16 protein-coding genes are annotated in these 17,225 nt (G+C 70.1%); 11 read left to right on the top strand and 5 right to left on the bottom strand.

Annotated elements, in window-relative coordinates:
• Positions 1-92 precede the first annotated feature (92 nt).
• Positions 93-545 (bottom strand): SPW repeat protein, encoded by a 453-nt coding sequence (locus tag ACYVF7_RS38800; RefSeq protein WP_460350570.1) that lies wholly within the window; start codon positions 543-545, stop codon positions 93-95.
• 315 nt (positions 546-860) lie between these two features.
• Here ACYVF7_RS38800 and ACYVF7_RS38795 point away from each other — a divergent pair, with 315 nt between their 5' ends.
• Complete coding sequence (locus ACYVF7_RS38795; RefSeq protein ID WP_460350568.1) at positions 861-2,573, top strand: S53 family peptidase; 1,713 nt, start codon at positions 861-863, stop codon at positions 2,571-2,573.
• A 30-nt stretch (positions 2,574-2,603) separates the two neighbouring features.
• Here the strand turns inward: ACYVF7_RS38795 and ACYVF7_RS38790 are convergent, their stop codons facing one another.
• On the bottom strand, positions 2,604-3,437 hold the full coding sequence (locus tag ACYVF7_RS38790; protein ID WP_460350566.1) for a phytanoyl-CoA dioxygenase family protein: 834 nt from the start codon (positions 3,435-3,437) through the stop codon (positions 2,604-2,606).
• 122 nt (positions 3,438-3,559) lie between these two features.
• Between ACYVF7_RS38790 and ACYVF7_RS38785 the strand changes: the two genes are divergently transcribed.
• The 3 genes from ACYVF7_RS38785 to ACYVF7_RS38775 all read left to right on the top strand — a co-directional run bounded on the left by ACYVF7_RS38785 (position 3,560) and on the right by ACYVF7_RS38775 (position 6,351).
• Positions 3,560-4,369, top strand: coding sequence for a helix-turn-helix domain-containing protein (locus ACYVF7_RS38785; RefSeq protein ID WP_460350564.1), 810 nt, complete (start codon positions 3,560-3,562; stop codon positions 4,367-4,369).
• A 147-nt stretch (positions 4,370-4,516) separates the two neighbouring features.
• Positions 4,517-5,749 (top strand): alginate lyase family protein, encoded by a 1,233-nt coding sequence (locus ACYVF7_RS38780; protein WP_460350562.1) that lies wholly within the window; start codon positions 4,517-4,519, stop codon positions 5,747-5,749.
• Positions 5,750-5,940: 191 nt separating this feature from the next.
• Positions 5,941-6,351, top strand: coding sequence for a cysteine/serine endopeptidase inhibitor (locus ACYVF7_RS38775; protein WP_460350560.1), 411 nt, complete (start codon positions 5,941-5,943; stop codon positions 6,349-6,351).
• A 62-nt stretch (positions 6,352-6,413) separates the two neighbouring features.
• Here ACYVF7_RS38775 and ACYVF7_RS38770 read toward each other — a convergent pair whose 3' ends face one another.
• Complete coding sequence (locus ACYVF7_RS38770; protein WP_460350558.1) at positions 6,414-7,055, bottom strand: TetR/AcrR family transcriptional regulator; 642 nt, start codon at positions 7,053-7,055, stop codon at positions 6,414-6,416.
• Positions 7,056-7,152: 97 nt separating this feature from the next.
• On the opposite strand from ACYVF7_RS38770, the gene ACYVF7_RS38765 reads away from it, so the two are divergent.
• From ACYVF7_RS38765 to ACYVF7_RS38750, 4 genes are read left to right on the top strand one after another with little or no spacing between them, the layout of a single operon-like run.
• Positions 7,153-8,496 carry a cytochrome P450 gene (locus ACYVF7_RS38765; RefSeq protein WP_460350556.1) on the top strand — a complete coding sequence of 448 codons (1,344 nt, stop codon included), beginning with the start codon at positions 7,153-7,155 and terminating at the stop codon, positions 8,494-8,496.
• Complete coding sequence (locus tag ACYVF7_RS38760) at positions 8,493-9,989, top strand: flavin-containing monooxygenase (RefSeq protein ID WP_460350554.1); 1,497 nt, start codon at positions 8,493-8,495, stop codon at positions 9,987-9,989. The genes ACYVF7_RS38765 and ACYVF7_RS38760 overlap by 4 nt, the downstream gene beginning before the upstream one ends.
• A 28-nt stretch (positions 9,990-10,017) precedes the next feature.
• Positions 10,018-10,230 carry a ferredoxin gene (locus tag ACYVF7_RS38755; protein ID WP_460350552.1) on the top strand — a complete coding sequence of 71 codons (213 nt, stop codon included), beginning with the start codon at positions 10,018-10,020 and terminating at the stop codon, positions 10,228-10,230.
• Positions 10,220-11,494: a cytochrome P450 gene (locus ACYVF7_RS38750; RefSeq protein WP_460350550.1), complete on the top strand. Its 1,275-nt coding sequence runs from the start codon at positions 10,220-10,222 to the stop codon at positions 11,492-11,494. Before ACYVF7_RS38755 ends, ACYVF7_RS38750 begins: the two co-directional genes overlap by 11 nt.
• Positions 11,495-11,538: 44 nt before the next feature.
• On the opposite strand, the gene ACYVF7_RS38745 is transcribed toward ACYVF7_RS38750, so the two are convergent.
• Positions 11,539-12,546: a hydroxyacid dehydrogenase gene (locus tag ACYVF7_RS38745; protein ID WP_460350548.1), complete on the bottom strand. Its 1,008-nt coding sequence runs from the start codon at positions 12,544-12,546 to the stop codon at positions 11,539-11,541.
• A 263-nt stretch (positions 12,547-12,809) separates the two neighbouring features.
• Here ACYVF7_RS38745 and ACYVF7_RS38740 point away from each other — a divergent pair, with 263 nt between their 5' ends.
• The 3 genes from ACYVF7_RS38740 to ACYVF7_RS38730 are packed head-to-tail and all read left to right on the top strand — an operon-like array spanning position 12,810 to position 16,008.
• On the top strand, positions 12,810-14,123 hold the full coding sequence (locus tag ACYVF7_RS38740) for an ABC transporter substrate-binding protein (RefSeq protein ID WP_460350546.1): 1,314 nt from the start codon (positions 12,810-12,812) through the stop codon (positions 14,121-14,123).
• 2 nt (positions 14,124-14,125) lie between these two features.
• The gene (locus tag ACYVF7_RS38735; protein WP_460350544.1) at positions 14,126-15,109 is read left to right on the top strand and encodes a carbohydrate ABC transporter permease; all 984 of its coding nucleotides are present in this window, start codon (positions 14,126-14,128) and stop codon (positions 15,107-15,109) included.
• Positions 15,106-16,008: a carbohydrate ABC transporter permease gene (locus tag ACYVF7_RS38730; protein ID WP_460350542.1), complete on the top strand. Its 903-nt coding sequence runs from the start codon at positions 15,106-15,108 to the stop codon at positions 16,006-16,008. The genes ACYVF7_RS38735 and ACYVF7_RS38730 overlap by 4 nt, the downstream gene beginning before the upstream one ends.
• Before the next feature lie 292 nt (positions 16,009-16,300).
• Here the strand turns inward: ACYVF7_RS38730 and ACYVF7_RS38725 are convergent, their stop codons facing one another.
• Positions 16,301-17,083, bottom strand: a complete 783-nt coding sequence (locus ACYVF7_RS38725) for an alpha/beta fold hydrolase (protein WP_460350540.1) — start codon at positions 17,081-17,083, stop codon at positions 16,301-16,303.
• Positions 17,084-17,225 lie beyond the last annotated feature (142 nt).

Genomic DNA, 17,225 nt, shown 5'->3' with positions numbered 1-17,225 from the left:
GGACATGCGAGCGCCGGCAGAGCCGTGGGAACGGCTGCCGCCGGCTCTCGATCATGGACTCCGTTCGTTTCGCGGCGGTTCCCGGACGACGCCTACGTCATCGTCCTCGCCCGGTGCCGGGCCGCCGACATCATGCCGATTCCGGTCGCGGCCAGGCCGCATAGGATGATCACGACGCCGGTGAGGGCGTTGTTGACGATCTCAGCGGTGGTGCCTCGGTGCCCGGGCAGGACCCACGGCACGATGATCGTCCAGATACCGATGAGCGGGGCCACCCAGGTGACGCCGTGCATTCGCCCGTACGCGGACGCGTATCCGACGGCGAGCAGTGCGAGGGCGATCCCGGTGATCAGGTTGTTGACCGTAATGGTCGTGCGTCCGTTCAGTCCCACGACCCACGGCGAGATCGCCAGGTACAGGCCGCTCAGGAAGGTCAGGCCGCTGACGACCTGCGCCGCCGGCGTCTCCGCCGCTCGGTCGTATCGAGCGCGCAGCTCCGCCAGATCGGGGTGCTGCTCCATGTCATAGACCGACCGGGTTGTCATGGTGTCCACCCTCTTCCCCGGGTAGAAGTTCGGTCCTTGAAGGCCCTCCCCCCTGCCTGACCTCGCATTCACGCACAGTGCAATGATTTCCCCAAGGTTGTGACCGGCCGCACGATCGGCCCATGGAGGCTGCTGGGGAGCGGGAGGCCACGGCCGCGTCCCGGCCTTGGTGCCGGTGGGTTAATCGAATCGCCAAGGTTCGGCATCACCGGCATGCCGGTTTCCGGTTCCTCGGCCGGAACTGTCGACGGTGGTCGTCGTGACCGCTCGCGGTCGCGCGGAGACATCGTCGACACCCGGCCGAGGAGAAGCGCCATGTCGGACATTGAGCAGTCGTGGAGGAGACGTGCCGGCCTTACGGCGCTCGCCGCGATCGTCCTGGCCGTCGGATTCGTGGCCTCTCCCGCCGCGGCACGTACCACCGATCCGGGGCCGCGGAACCACGGCGGTGTGGCGGCGATCCCCGCTGGAAAGATGCTGACCAGGCGGGCGTGCGCGCCGCCGACGCACCGGAACCAGGTGGCGTGCCTCACGTTGATCCGGACCGACGTCAAGCCGTCGCGCGGCATCCAGCATCTGATCGCGCCTGCCGGCTTCGGACCCGCCGAGTTGCGGAGCGCCTACGCGCTGCCGTCCTCGGGCGGCGCCGGGCAGACGATCGCGATCGTCGACGCGTACGACGATCCGAACGCCGAGTCCGACCTCGCGGTCTATCGCTCCCAGTACGGGCTCCCGCCGTGCACCACCGCGAACGGCTGCTTCCGGAAGGTCGACGAGAACGGGGGCAACAGCCTGCCCACCCCGGACGCCGGCTGGGCGGCGGAAGAGTCGCTGGACCTGGACATGGCGTCCGCCATCTGCCCGAGCTGCCGGATCCTGCTGGTCGAGGCCGCTCAGCCGTACCTCTCCGAACTCGGCGGGGCGGTCAACACCGCCGTCCGCATGGGCGCGAAGTACGTCTCCAACAGTTACGGCGGGCCGGAGACCACCGACGCTCCGAGCTTCGACGCCGCCTACTTCGACCATCCCGGAGTGGCGATCACCGCCTCCTCCGGTGACGACGGATATCGGATCGAATACCCGGCGGCGTCCCGCTTCACGACCGCGGTCGGCGGCACCAGCCTGTACAGGGCGTCCGGCGCGCGCGGCTGGAGCGAGACGGCGTGGAACGGCTCCGGGTCTGGATGCTCCGCGTACGCCGCCAAGCAGTCGTGGCAGAGCGACGGAGGGTGCGGCAGGCGCACGGTCGCCGACGTCTCCGCGGTCGCCGACCCCGCCACCGGTGTGGCGGTCTACGACACGTACCAGTCCGGCGGCTGGCAGGTCTACGGAGGCACCAGCGCCGCCGCTCCGATCATCGCCGGCGTGTACGCGCTGGCCGGGCCCCCGCCGGCCCAGAACTACGCCGCGTCCTTCCCGTACCAGCACCCGGCGGCGTTGTTCGACGTCGCGTCCGGCCGCAACGGCACCTGCACCCCGGCCTACCTGTGCACCGCCGGCGCCGGTTACGACGGGCCGACCGGTCTGGGGACCCCGAACGGCCTCACCGCCTTCCGGTCCGGCACCAGCCCCTGCGTCGCACCCGGAAACAAGATCGTCAATGGCGGGTTCGAGAACGGCGCGTCGCCCTGGACCAGCACCCCCAACGTGATCCTGGCCAACGGCAGCGGCGAGACCGCCCACACGGGCACCCGCTTCGCGTGGCTGGACGGTTACGGGACCACCCACACCGACACCCTCGCGCAGACGGTGACGATCCCCGCGGGCTGCCGGGCGGTCCTCAACTTCTGGCTGCACATCGACACGGCCGAGACGGGCACCGTCGCCTACGACACCCTGACCGTCAAGGTCGGCACCCGGACCGTCGCGACGTACACCAACGTCGACGCCGCCGCGGGTTACCGTGCCGTCGCGCTGGACCTGTCGTCCTTCGCCGGCCAGACCGTGTCGGTGTCCTTCGCCGGCACGGAGGACGCCTCCCTGCAGACCGGCTTCGTCGTCGACGACGTCGCCCTCAACGCCTCGTGAGCGCGCCCGCGCGGTCAGGCGCCGGTCCGCTCACTCGTGCTTGCGGGTGATGGTCTGCCGGCCCGTCATGGCGATGGCGGGGACGCCGTCGGCCTCGGTCCACTCTCCGCACGGGCCGCCGCCCTCGCTGACGTCCAGTCGGAGTGGCGTGCCGTCCATGCGCAGCGCCGGATGGAAGTACTGGGCGACCTGCCGGGCCTCGGCCTGGATGTAGTGGCCGATCAGCGCCCGCCGGAACCGGCCGGCGCTCGTGTTGGGCATGCTGCCGTGCACCAGGGAGCCGTGGAAGAACAGCACGTCGCCGGCGTCCATCCGCACGGGCCGCGCCTGGTGATCGTCGGGCAGGGGGACCGTGACGTCGGTGAAGCTCACCCGGGTGTCGGCCTTGGTGGTGCACAGGATCGGCCAGCGATGGCTGCCGGGCACCACCATCATGCAGCCGTTCTCCTCGTCGGCCGGATCCAGCGCCATCCAGGCCGCGACGCACGTGCCGGGCTCCGCGCGCAGGTAGAAGTTGTCCTGGTGCACGGCCTGACCCCGGGAGCCGGGCGGCTTGAAGTACAGCATCGACTGGACGGCGTAGGGCTCTTCGCCGAGCAGGGCGGTGAGACGCTCCCGGAGCCGGGAGTCCAGGAGCCACCGCAGAGTGGTGTCGTCCCATCGGTGCATCTGTGCCATCCGCGGGTACCGCCGCAGCGGGTCCCGTCCGGCGACCCGCACGCCCACCAGGTCGTCCGGGTGCGAACCGCGCCGGCGTAGCTCCATGAAGTGGTCCCTCAGCCGCTCCACCTCCTCGGGGCGGAACGCTCCGCGCGCCACCAGGTAGCCTTCCCGTTCGAACACCTCTTTGTCGGAATCGCTCATGGTCCCTCTCTCCGCGTTCGCGTGGCATCGGCCGCTGGAGGACGAAAATCCAGCCCTTGGGAAGATGATGTGGCGAGCCGACCGTGATCGACCAGGAACGATCGACGCGAGGAGTTGACTGTTTGACGCATCTGCTGCCCACCCCGTACGGCGCGGAGATCCGCGTGCGGCCGGTCACGGCGCCCACCTACTGGCGCTGCGAACCGGCCTGGTCCTGGCACGCCCGCCCGCTGCCGGACCACCTCCTGTGGTACGTCGTGGACGGTGTCGGGCATCTGACGCTGGACGGACGGCGGCACGCGCTGGCGGCTGGCAGCTCCGTGCTGTTCGCGCCCGGCGACGAGCCGGTCGCCGGGCACGACCCGCGCCGGCGGCTCCTGGTCTTCGGCCTGCACCTGACGCTGAGCACCGCCGACGGCGAGCCGGTCGCCCCGGCCGCCGTCGTCCCCGCGGAGCGGTGCTGCCGGCTGCGCGACCCGGCGCTGGCCGCCGCGCTGGCGAGCCGCTGCGACGCCGCCCACCGGCGCGGCGACCGGTTCGGCGCCCGGCAGAGCCTGCTGTGCCTGGAACAGCTGCTCTGCCTGTACTGGGACGACGCCACCCGGCCCGCGCCGGAGCGCGTCGACGCGGCCCTGGAACAGATCACCCAGGAGATCCGGCAGGATCCGAGCCGGCGCTGGACCGTGGCCGAGCTGGCGGCTCGCGCGGCGCTGTCCCGCGCCCAGTTCACCCGGCGGTTCACCGCGTACACCGGCATGTCCCCGGCCCGCTATCTCATCCGCGCCCGCGTCGACCGGGCCCGTCAGCTGCTGACCGAGACGAACATGTCCGTCGGCCAGGTCGCCGCGACGCTCGGCTACACCGACCTGGCGTATTTCAGCCGGCAGTACAAGCAGTGCACCGGGCACTCGCCGGGCCGCCGCCCGGCCTGAGCGCACCCGGCGCGACGCATTTCCTTAAGGCCGTTCTAAGCGAGCGGCCTTCTTCCTTAAGAGCGGCGTAAGCGCGTATTCCCCGGCCGGTCGGCTGTCTAGGGTCATGACTGCTTTTCGTAAACCTCCTTAACTGCGGAGCAGTGCATGACTCGAATTCCCGGCAGCCGCCGTGTCCGGTCCATCGCCGGTGTCGTCCTTGCCGCCGCGCTGGCGGCGAGCGGCTGCGCGCAGGTCAGCGGCGCCACGAGCACCGCCGGTGTGGTGAACCTCGGTGCGAAGGCCGCCCCGGCCGCCTTCACCCATCCGGGCGTTCTGGTCAGCAGGTCCCAGCTGGACTTCGTACGTGGGAAGGTCAACGCGGGCGCCCAGCCGTGGAAGTCCGCCTACGACCAGATGATGGCCAGTAGGTACGCCTCCCTGTCGCGTACGCCGAAGCCGCGCGCGGTCGTCGAGTGCGGCCCGGTCAGCAACCCGAACCACGGCTGCACCGACGAGCGGGAGGACGCGCTGGCGGCGTACACGGACGCACTCGCCTGGTACATCACCCGCGACGGCCGGTACGCCGCCAAGGCCGTCCAGCTCATGAACGCCTGGTCCGCGGTGCTCAAGGACCACACCAACAGCAACGCGCCGTTGCAGTCCGGCTGGTCCGCGTCGGTCTGGCCGAGGGCCGCCGAGATCATCCGCTACACCTACACCGGTTGGACGAGCGACGCCGTCGGCAAGTTCGCCGCGATGCTGCGGAACGTCTACCTCCCGAAGGTGATCAACGGTTCCAACAGCAACGGGAACTGGGAGCTCTCCATGATGGAGGCCGCCGTCGGCATCTCCGTCTTCCTGGACGACCGGACGAGCTACGACAAGGCGGTCGCCAGGTTCCGCAAGCGCGTGCCCGCCTACATCTACCTCTCCTCGGACGGCGCGCTCCCCGTCGCCCCCGCCGGCAGCGGCATCGACACGAAGGCCGAGATCGTCAAGTACTGGCAGGGCCAGTCGACGTTCGTCACCGGGCTCACCCAGGAGACCTGCCGCGACTTCGTGCACACCGGATACGGGATCTCGGCGATCTCGCACGTCGCCGAGACGAGCCGGATCCAGAAAGAGGACCTCTACCCGGAGGTCGGCGAGCGGCTCCGCCAAGCGCTGGGCTTCCAGGCCAAGTACCAGCTCGGCGCCGCCGTGCCGTCCTGGCTGTGCGGCGGCACGCTCAAGCGCGGCCTCGGGCCCGTCACGGAGGTCGCCTTCAACGCGCTGCACAACCGGATGGGCATCGCGATGGCCAACACCCAGAAGCTCACCGAGCAGCAGCGGCCGGCCGGGACGAACAACCTGTTCGTCGCGTGGGAGACCCTCACCCACGCCCAAAACCCCGCCTGACCGGCGGTGCGGGCCGATTTCCGTCGGCCCCTAACGGTCCGATTTCCCGTCGGCTCCTGACGGTCCGATTTCCCGTCGGCTCCTGACGGTCCGATTTCCCGTCGGCTCCTGACGGTCCGATTTCCCGTCGGCTCCTGACGGTCCGATCGGACCATTCCGAAGTCCGTGCAGAAAGGATGCGCTGATTCAGCATGGTGAAAATCAGTAAGGCGCTCGGAACACTGGCCGTGGCGATGGCACTGCCCATCCTGGCGCAGGGCACCGCACACGCGGACATCCCGTTCGGCCAGACCATGAACGGGAACGCCACCTACTACAACGACGCCGGTTACGGTGCCTGTGGCTCGCAGATCAACGCGGCCACGGAGATGCTCGTGGCCGTTCCCGCCGCGTACTGGACCACCGCCAACCCGAACAACGACCCGCTCTGCAACGGCGTCTCGGTCCAGGTGACCTACAACGGGCGGACGATCACGGTCCCGGTCAAGGACAAGTGCCCGAGCTGCTCCAGCACGCACATCGACCTGAGTCTTCCGGCGTTCTCCCGGCTCGCCGACCCGAACCTCGGCAACATCCCGCTCACCTGGAAGTTCGTCCACTAGCCACCACGGACGTGCCGCCCCCGCCCCGCCCGGGGGCGGCACCTTCCAGCTCGACCCGGCTCTCAGGCCGCGGGGTGCGGTCCGAGCAGTGCGATCGAGGCCTGGACGGCGACCTCGGTGATGTCGCTGATCCGTCCGCCGTCCTCGACGGTGGTGGCGGTCAGTTCGCGCAGTCCGCCGAGCAGCATGACGACGACCTGGCGGGACACCGGGCCGACGCCCGCGGCGCGTAGCTCGTCGGTGTCGCAGAGGGTCTGGATCATCGTGACGAACGCCTCCATCATCTCGCGCTGCAGGCGGCGTGCCGAGTCGCCGAGCGACGGCACGTCGCGGATCCAGCTGAGCGTGAGGGCGGGTTCCGACTCGGCGCAGGCGATCCAGGTCTCGACGGCCTGGCGCACCTGGCTCTTCCAGGGCGCGGTCTGGTCGACGGCGGCGTAGATCTGCCGGATCATCTCGGCGTTGGAGTCGGTCAACAGCGCGACGAAGCACTCTTCCCGGCCCGCGAAGTGCTCGTAGAAGGTGCGCCGGGAGGTGCGCGCGCGGCGCACGACGTCGGCGACCGTCGTGGCGCGATAGCCCTTCTCCGCGATCGACGCGGCGAGGCCGTCGAGCAGCCGCCGGCGGAATCCGCCGGTGTCGTCGGACGCGGTCGCGGCGCGTTCTTCATCGCGCCGACGCCGCACGGTCGTCACCGTGGTCACGCTGTACCTCCCGTCATGGCCGGCCTTGAATCGAATGGTACAACGGCGTACCGTGACGCGGTACGGCCGTGTACCATGCAGAGAGGGGTGCTTCTCCATGACGAACGTGACGCTTCCGCCGGGCCCGTCGTCCCCGCGTTTCGTCCAGGGCGCCTTCGCACTGGCCACTCCGTTCCGCGGGATGCGCCGGATGCGCGCCCGCTACGGTGATGCCTTCAAGGTCAATGTGCCGATCTTCGGCCGGGCCGTGGTCATCAGCGACTCCGACGAGATCAAACAGCTGTTCACGGCCGATCCCGACCTCGTCGAGAACCTGGAGCCGAATCTCGGGCGGGTGCTCGGCCCCGGCTCGCTGTTCGCGCTCAGGGGTGAGGAGCACCGCAAGCAGCGCAAGCTGCTCGTGCCCCCGTTCCACGGCCGCCGGCTCAAGGCGTACGAGGAGATCATCGAGGAAGAGACGGTACGCGAGCTGGCGTCGTGGCCGGAGGACCGGCCGTTCGCCACGTTGCCGGCGATGATGCGGATCACGCTGAACGCCATCCTGCGCGCGGTCTTCGGAGCGGACGGCGCCGAGCTCGCGGAGCTGCGGGCGCTGCTGCCGCCGTGGGTCTCGTTCGGCTCCCGGCTCGCGGTGCTGCCGATCCCGCAGGTCGACCTCGGTCGGTGGAGCCCGTGGGGGCGGTTCTGGATGGCGCGCCGGCGCTACGACGCGATCGTCGACCGGCTGATCGACAAGGCGGCGGGGGAGGACCTCGACCAGCGCGACGACGTCCTCGCGCTGCTGCTGCAGAGCCGCTACGACGACGGCTCGCCGATGAGCCGCGGCCAGATCTGCGACCAGCTGCTCACCCTGCTCACCGCCGGGCACGAGACCACCGCGACGACCCTCGCCTGGGCGGTCGAACGGCTCCGCCGCCACCCCGAGGTCCTGCGCGAACTCGTCGCGGAGGCCGACGCGGGCGGTGACGCGCTCCGCCAGGCGACGATCGTCGAGGTGCAGCGCACGCGCCCCGTCATCGACCTGGTGGGGCGCCACGTGAAGGCCGACGGCTTCCGGCTCGGGCGGTGGACGCTGCCGAAGGGCTACACGGTGCTGGTCGGCATCACCCTGATCCATGACGACGAGTCGCTGTTCCCGAACGCACGGGCCTTCGACCCGCACCGCTTCCTCGACGCCAAGCCGGACCTGTACGAGTGGATCCCGTTCGGGGGCGGCGCCCGGCGCTGCCTGGGCGCCGCGTTCGCGACCATGGAGATGAACGTCGTCCTGCGCACCCTGCTGCGCGATCTCACCCTGGTGCCGACCACGGAGCCGGACGAGCGATGGCACTCACGCGGCATCGCCAACGCCCCGGCGAAGGGCGGCCGGGCGGTCGTGCGCCGCCGGAACTCCCCGCCGGTGCCGCCCGCCACCGCCACGGCCGCCGGAGCCCGGTCATGACGAGCCCGGTCATGACCCAGCACGTCGACGTGCTGATCATCGGTGCCGGACTGTCGGGCATCGGCGCGGCCCACCATCTCCAGGCGGCCCTCCCCGGCAAGACGTACACCATCCTGGAGGCGCGAGAAACGATCGGCGGGACGTGGGACCTGTTCCGGTACCCGGGGGTGCGGTCCGACTCGGACATGCACACGCTCGGCTACCGGTTCCGGCCGTGGACGCAGGCGAAGGCCATCGCGGACGGGCCGTCGATCCTGCGCTACATCCGCGACACCGCCGCCGAGGCCGGCATCGACCGGCACATCCGCTTCGGGCATCGCGTCGTGAGCGCCTCCTGGTCCGGCGAGGACGCCCGGTGGACGGTCGAGGCGATCCACGACGGCGAACCGGTCCGCTACACGTGCGGCTTCCTGTACGCCTGCAGCGGCTACTACCGCTACGACGCCGGCCACCTGCCGCACTTTCCCGGCGTCGAGCGGTTCGGCGGCACCGTGGTCCACCCGCAGCACTGGCCCGAGGACCTCGACCACACCGGCAAGAGGGTCGTCGTGATCGGCAGCGGCGCGACGGCGGTGACGCTGGTCCCGGCCATGGCCCACGAGGCCGCGCACGTGACGATGCTGCAGCGCTCACCGACGTACATCATCTCGCTGCCGGCCCAGGACGCGATCGCGAACACCCTGCGGCGCCTGATCGGGGACCGCCGGGCGTACCCGATCGTGCGGTGGAAGAACATCACCGCCGTCACGCTGTTCTACCGGCTCAGCCGCCGTCGCCCGGGCCTCGTGAGCTCGATCATCCGTAAGGCGGCGATCCGGCGACTGCCGGCTGGCTACGACGTCGACACCCATTTCAAGCCGCGCTACCGGCCGTGGGACCAGCGGCTGTGCGTCGTCCCCGACGGCGACCTGTACGCAGCGATCCGCGAGGGGCGCGCGTCGGTGGTCACCGACCGGATCACGGAGTTCACCGAGACGGGGCTGCGCCTGGAATCGGGGACCGAACTCGACGCGGACATCGTCGTCACCGCCACCGGCCTGCGGCTGCTGGTCCTCGGCGGCATCCGGCTCACCGTCGACGGCCGCGACGTCGCGGTGCCGGAGACGATGGCCTACAAGGGCATGATGCTCAGCGGCGTGCCGAACTTCGCCTTCACGATCGGCTACACCAACGCGTCCTGGACCCTCAAGGCCGACCTCGTCAGCGAGTACGTCATGCGGCTGTTGCGCCATCTGGACGTCCACGGCCATGATCAGTGTGTGCCGGTCAACGACGACCCCACCGTCTCGGAGGAGCCGCTGCTGGACTTCCAGGCCGGTTACGTGCTGCGCTCCATCGAGGAGTTCCCCAAGGCGGGCTCCCGGACGCCGTGGCGGCTTCGCACGAGCTACCCCCGTGACCTGGTCGACCTGCGGTACGGCCGCGTCGACGACGGCGCCATGCGGTTCTCCCGCCGGACCGCGCCCCGCGAGGCCGCCCACCGCTCCGCGTGACAGCACACTTCCAGATCGGAGAGGCATCGTGAGAGTTCAGCTCGATCCCGGGCGCTGTCAGGGACACGGCCGCTGCTATGACCTGGCCCCCGACGTGTTCGGCGAGGACGACGAAGGCTTCGGGACGGTCCTCGGCGACGGCGTCGTGCCGCCGGACAAGGCGCAGGACGCGCGACGCGCGGCCGCCAACTGCCCCGAACACGCCATCGACCTTCACGAAGGAGCCCGAGATGACGGTTGATGACCGCTTCACCCGCGACTTCCGGGACACGCAGGACGACCCCCGGCTCCTCGGAACGCGCAACGAAGTCGTCACCGGTCCCGTCGCGGACTGGGCGACCGACTTCTCCCACACCGAGCCGGAATGGGCCGCCGACCCGTACCCGATCCAGGACGACCTGCGCCGGCGCTGCCCGATCGCGCACACCGAGCGGTTCGGCGGCGCGTGGCTGCCCACCCGGTACGAGGACGTCGCCGCGATCGCCTACGACACCGAGCGCTTCTCCTCGCGGGCGATCGTCGTGAGCAACTACCGGCCCCCGCTGAGCCTGGCGCCGGTGGGCGCGGTGCCGCCGATCTCCTCCGACCCGCCGTTCCACCACGACGCCCGCCGGCTGCTGCTCCCGGCGTTCACGAAGCGGGCGATCGCCGCGTACGAGGCGGACACCAGGGCGCTGTGCCACGCGCTGATCGACGGGCTGGAGGGGCGGGACGTCGTCGACGCCGCGAGCGATTACGCCCAGCACATCCCGATGCGGGTCATGGCCGGCATGCTCGGCTTCCCTCCGGAGGACGCGCCGAAGTTCGCCCAGTTCGTCGCGAACGCCCTCGAAGGCGCCAACCAGCCCACGGAGGAGCGCATTCAGCGGATGGACCAGCTGTTCGACTACCTGCTCGAGCAGATCCGCGACCACCTCGACGACCCGCGCGACGATCTCACCACCTACCTCCTCAACGCCGAGCTCTACGGCCAGAAACTCGAACCGTCGCATGTGGCCGGCGCGATGGCCCTGCTCCTCATCGCCGGGATCGACACGACGTGGAGCGCGATCGGGGCGTCGTTGTGGCACCTGGCCAAGACGCCCGGCGACCGCGAACGGCTGGTCGCCGAGCCCGGGCTGGTGCCGACCGCGATCGAGGAGCTCCTGCGGGTCTACGCCCCGGTCACGATGGCGCGGCTGGTCAAGGAGGACATGCACTGGCGCGGCGTCGACATGAAGGCCGACGACTGGGTGCTGCTGTCGTTCCCGGCGGCCAACCGCGACCCGGCCCAGTTCGACCGGGCCGACGACGTCGTCATCGACCGTGAGGTCAACCGGCACGCCGCGTTCGGCCTGGGCATCCACCGCTGTGTGGGCTCCCACCTGGCGCGCATGGAGCTGCGGGTCGCCCTGGAGGTCTGGCTCGAACGGGTCCCGGCCTTCGCCCTCGACGACCCGGACGCGGTGACCTGGGCGCCGGGCCAGGTCCGCGGGCCCCGCGCGCTCCCGATCCGCATCGGCTGAGACCTGCGACGGCCCCACCCGGCCGGCACCGGCGGCGGGGCCTCTCAGGCCACTCGTTCCAGATCGCTCTTTCGCACCTGGTGGACGAGCGGCCGGCCGTCCGTCAGCCGTTCCAGTTCCTCGACCGCGCTCCTGCCGAGCCGCTCCAGCTCGTTGCCCATCGAGCCTGCGACGTGCGGCGTCAGGAAGGCGTTGGGGAGGGTGAAGAGGGGAGAGTCCGCGGGCGGGGGTTCGGGGTCGGTCACATCGAGGACCGCGCTGATGCGGCCGGCGACCAGCTCGTCGATCAGTGCGTCGTGATCGACCAGCGCTCCCCGGGCGGTGTTGATCAGCACGCCCCCGTCGGGGATCAACGCGAGCCGGCGCCGGTCCAGCAGTCCCCGGGTCTGCGGGATGTCCGGGGCGTGCACACTGACGATGGTGCTGGTGCGGAGCAGGTCGTTCAGCGGCAGCAGCGTCGCGCCGAGGCGGGCGGCCTCGGCGGCGTTCAGGTACGGATCGGCGAGCGCCACGGTGAGGTCGTACGGCCGGAGCAGCTCGAGCACGCGGCGTCCCACCCGCGACGCTCCGATGAGACCGACCCGGCGCCCGTAGTTGCCCACGGAGGGGTCGTCCTCCGGGCGGCGGTAGGCGGGGTCGGCGCGGTAGCGCTCCCGGGCCTCGAAGACGCGCTTGCCGGCCAGCAGGACCGTGGCGACGGTGTACTCGGCCACGGGCATCGCGTTGGCCTGCGCCGCGCTGGAGACCAGCAGGCCGCGATCCCAGCACGCCTCGTCGATCAGGGGGCGCACGCTGCCCGCGGCGTGCACGACGGCGCGTAGCCGTGGGGAGGCGGCGAGAACCGCCTGGTCCACGCGAGGGGACCCCCACCCGGTGATCAGGATCTCGGCGTCGGCGAGGGCCTCGGCGATCTCCGGCCGGTCGAACCGCTGGGCGACGAGCGACAGATCGATGTCCACCAGCGTGGCGAGCCGGCGCATGAGGGGGGTCGGGAAGAGCTGCGGCAGGTACTGCGCACGCATGGCGAACAGCGCCTTCGGCCGGTCGGCCATAGATCACTCTCCATGATCGATAGAAAACGGTTTCTACGTTAAGTGGAGCCGTCGCGGCGGGTCAATCGCCGATCGGATGAGACGGCCGGAGGTGGCGCGCAGGCAGAAATGGAGCGCATCTTCCCTGGTCGTACGCTCGACTGGAAATCGTCGTGCAACATCTCTGGCATCGACCCCTTGTGGTGACGCACCGTACGGTCGTACATTCCACGGCAAGCGTTTTCTATCCCCAGCTTCCAGCGTGGGACGCCTCAGGAGGCCTCATGCGCACCACAGTCAAGGGCCGCGCCGGAGCGGTCGTCTCCATCTGCGCGCTCGCCGCGGCCCTGACGGGTTGCGGCGGCGGTGGCTCGGATTCGGCCAAGGCCGATGGCCCCGCCACCCTCACGTTCTGGGGTGAGGCCGAGGGCCTGAGCAAGCAGACCGCGGCGTGGAACGCCGCGCACCCCGACATCCAGGTCAAGTTCACCAAGGTCACGCTCGGCTACCCCGACTATCAGAAGATCGCGGCGGCGGTGAAGGCCGGGAACGGCCCCTGCGTGGGTCAGACCGACGCCGAGCATCTGGTCACCTTCGCCTCGCAGGGGCTGGTCCAGGACATCACCAAGGACGCGGCCGCGTACCAGAACCTGTTCACCGCCCCGGCGTGGAAGGCGATGAGCCCAGGCGGCACCACGTACGCCCTGCCGCTGTCCGCCTCGCCCAACTTCTTCGCCTACCGCACCGACCTGTACAAGAAGTACGGCTTGACCCCGCCGAAGACGTGGGACCAGTTCATCGCCGACGGCAAGAAGCTCCGGGCCGCGAACCCCAAGCTCACGATGATGAACTACGCGCCGGAGGATCCCAGCGGCTTCGTCGGCCTGGTCTGGGAGGCCGGCGGCACCTGGTACAAGCAGTCCGGCAACGGCTGGCAGGTGACCTTCGCCTCCCCGGAGAGCCTGAAGGCCGCGAACGTCCTGCAGCAGTTCGTCGACGAGAAACTGCTGTCCTCGGTGTCCTACTCCGACCCCGGCGTGTGGAAGACGTGGGACGACGGCGGCACCCTCTCGATGACCACGTCGACCTGGCAGCTTCCGATCTACGCCAAGTCGTTCCCGAAGTCGGACGGCAAGTGGGCCATCACCACCGTCCCGCAGTACGCGGCCGGGGAGTCCTCCACCGACAGCGGCTACCGCGGCGTCACCGTCTACAAGGGCTGCAAGAACCTGCGGCAGGCCGTGAAGTTCGCCGCCTGGCTGGGCGGCGACAAGGCCCCGGTGAGCGCGCTGGCCGACCCGAACTCCGGATCGGGCCTGTTCCCCGCGCTCAAGGACGTGACCCCGTACGTCACCGACCTCGCCCCGAAGAAGATGATCCCGCAGGACGACGCAGCGAAGGTCATCACCACCGCCGCCGGCCAGGTCAACACGGCCTGGGAGTTCGGCCCGGACTACGCGACGATGTACCAGAAGATGCAGACCTACTGGCCGAAGGTGCTGTCCGGCCAGATGAAGGTCACCGACATGCTGAACGAGATGCAGAGGTTCGTCGTCGGCGACCTGAAGTCCCAGGGCATCAACGTGGTGGCCGGCTGACCATGGCCATCGAGGCGGACCGGCGACATCCGGCGACCACACCTGAGGCGGCCCGCGGCGCGGCGCCCCGAGCGCCCCGCTTCGGCCGCCGGCCCGGGAGCGCGCGCACGGGGGCGACGAAGGGCCTGCTGTTCACCGTTCCCTACATCGTCGGCTTCCTGGCCGTCTACGTCGTCCCGGTCGGCTACACGATCGTCCGGGGCCTTTACCGGCAGCAGCGGTCGGGGCTGGGATTCGGGCCGGCGCGCAGTGTCTTCGCCGGACTCGGCAACTTCGTCAGGGTCCTCCACGACGGCCTGTTCTGGACGGGCCTGCTGCGTGTGGCGCTGTTCGGCGCGGTGGAGATCCCGATCATGCTGGGCCTCGCGCTGCTCCTGGCGCTGCTGCTGGACGGCATCACCGCACGCGCCGTCCGGCTCTTCCGGGTCGGCTACCTCATCCCGTACGTCGTGCCGAGCGTCGTGGCCGCGCTCATCTGGCTGTACCTCTACAGCCCCGAGGTCAGCCCGATCAACAGCACGGCGCGGCACGTCGGTGTGACCATCGACTTCTTCGGCCCGGTCACCACCTACCTGACGCTGGGCAACGTGCTGGTCTGGGAGCAGATCGGGTTCAACATGATCCTCATCTACTCCGCGCTCCAGGCCATCCCCCGGGAACTGTACGAGGCCGCGCGGATCGACGGCGCCTCCGAGCGGCGGATCGCCTGGTCCATCAAGATCCCGAACCTGCGGCCGGTGCTGGTCTTCACCGGGATGTTCTCCGTCATCAACGCGCTGCAGCTGCTCACCGAGCCGTTCGTGCTGCGGCTGGTGGGCTGGAAGTCCATCTCCAAGGACTTCACCCCGATGCAGATGATCTACAACGCCGCGTCGGCGGAGAGTAACTACGAGTACGCCGCGGCCATGTCCACCGTGCTCGCCGTGGTCACCGGGATCCTGGCGTTCGTCTTCTACCGCCTCACCAACCGGAAGGTCACCGCATGACGGCGCAGACCGCGCCCGGGCGGCGCAGAACCCGCCCGGCGCCCCTCACCACCGGCGTGCGCCCGTCCCGCGGGTCGATCGCGCTCACCACGGTCCTGATGGTCCTCTTCCTCCTGTACTCGGTGGCGCCGGTCTGGTGGCTGCTGGTGTCGAGCACCAAGGGCCTGTCCGACCTGTACGGGTCGTTCGGCCTCTGGTTCTCCGGCGACTTCCATCTGGGCGCGAACGTCCGGGACACGCTGACCTACCACGACCACATCTACCTGCGGTGGATCGGCAACTCGATCCTGTACGCCGGAGTCGGCGCGGCCGGGGCGACGCTGATCTCGCTCGCGGCCGGCTACGGGATGGCGAAGTACCGGTTCCGCGGGCGCGCCGCCCTGTTCGCCACCACGATCGCGGCCTCGCTGCTGCCCACCACGCTGATCGCGCTGCCGCTGTATCTCGTGTTCGCCAAGATCGGCCTGACCGGGACGGTGTGGTCGGTCCTCATCCCGAGCTTCATCAACCCGTACTGCGTCTACCTGGGCCGCGTGTACGCCGAGAGCACCGTCCCGGACGAGCTGATCGAGGCGGCCCGCATGGACGGCGCCGGCGAACTCCGGATCTTCGCCACGATCGCGCTCAAGCTGATGACCACCGGCGCGATCACCATCTTCATGCTCGACTTCATCACCATCTGGAACAACTTCTTCCTGCCGCTGTTCATGCTCAGCGGCGAGAAGACCTTCCCGGTCACCCTCGGCCTGTACTCGTGGAACCAGGAAGTGGTACGTGCTCAGAACATGACGCCGATGGTCGTCACCGGCTCGCTGCTGTCGATCGTTCCGCTCGCCCTGTTCATGATCTCGCTGCAGCGGTTCTGGCGCGGCGGGATCCTCGCCGGAAGCCTCCGCTGAGTCCCGCACCTTTCGAAGCGTCAAGCCTCAGACCCTCAAGGGAGGGCGAAGCATGCCCGAAAACCCGGTCTCCCGCCGCAACGTCCTGGAATATGCCGCAGTGCAAGCGGGTGAACCTGCGGGAGCGTCACCAGATCGGCCCGCTCACGACGCTGGTCCTGCGCCGGGAGACGGGGGACCGGTGACCGAGACCGGAGTCGGCCGGCGGAACGCGGCGCGATGCGGCTTCGCGGCGGACGTGCGGTTCACGCCCCGTACGCGCCCGGCCCCCCACCCGACGCGGCGGCGCCGGTCAACGGTCGCACCACCGGTCGATGAGCCGCACCGTTTCGGCGAAACGCTCCTCGTGGACGTAATGGCCGACGCCGGGCCAGTGCTCGACGCGGGCGCCGGGCAGCCGAAGGCCGTCCTCCCAGGCGGCGTGTTCGGCGGAGGTCCAGACGGTGCGGGACGGGCACGCGCGGAGCCTCAGGTACGCCTCGCTGCGCGCGCGGATCCCCACTGCCTCCGGATCGGTGTACATGCCCGCGTACGCCTGCGCGATGACGTGGCCGGGCGTGCCGAGCATCGTGCGGACGTGGGCGGTGCGCAGTCCGGCCGGAGCGTCCGGGGAGAAGGCCGCGGCGACGAACTCGGCGGCGGCCTCGGCGCCCTTCTCCTGGTACACGCGGAGCCGGCGGGGAATGTCCGCGACCTCCTCGCCGGCCGCTCCGTGCGCCGGGTCGAGTGCGACGACGGAGCGGACCGCCTCCGGGTGCTCGACGGCGAGCAGGTTGACGACCTGACCGCCCATCGAGTGACCGACCGCGACGACCGGACCGGTGGCCAGGCGCGCGACGAGCGCGGCGAGGTCCTGGGCCATCGCCCGGGGCGTGTTGCCGTCGGCGGGCACGTCGGAGCGGCCGTGGCCGCGCAGGTCCGGAACGACGACGCGATGCCGTCCGGCCAGGGCTTCCACGTGCGGCGACCACTCTCGGCCATCCCCGCCCCAGCCGTGCACCAGGAGCAGGACGGTGCTGCCCGACCCGTGGTCGGTGTGAAAGATCCGGACACTGCCGGGATCGCCGATCGGCACCGAATGTCTCCTCTTTGTGCGGTTCAGTCTATAGAAACCGTTTTCTATCATCCGGCAGAGAACAGCCGGCGAGGACCCGCCACGGAGCCGCGGCGCTGAGTCCGACAGCCCTCTGAAGGAAGACGCTCGCCATGGGAAGGAT

The organism is Actinoallomurus acanthiterrae (assembly GCF_054775715.1).
Note: the sequence above shows the minus strand (reverse complement) of the source record. Positions and strands in the feature narration are given on the sequence as shown.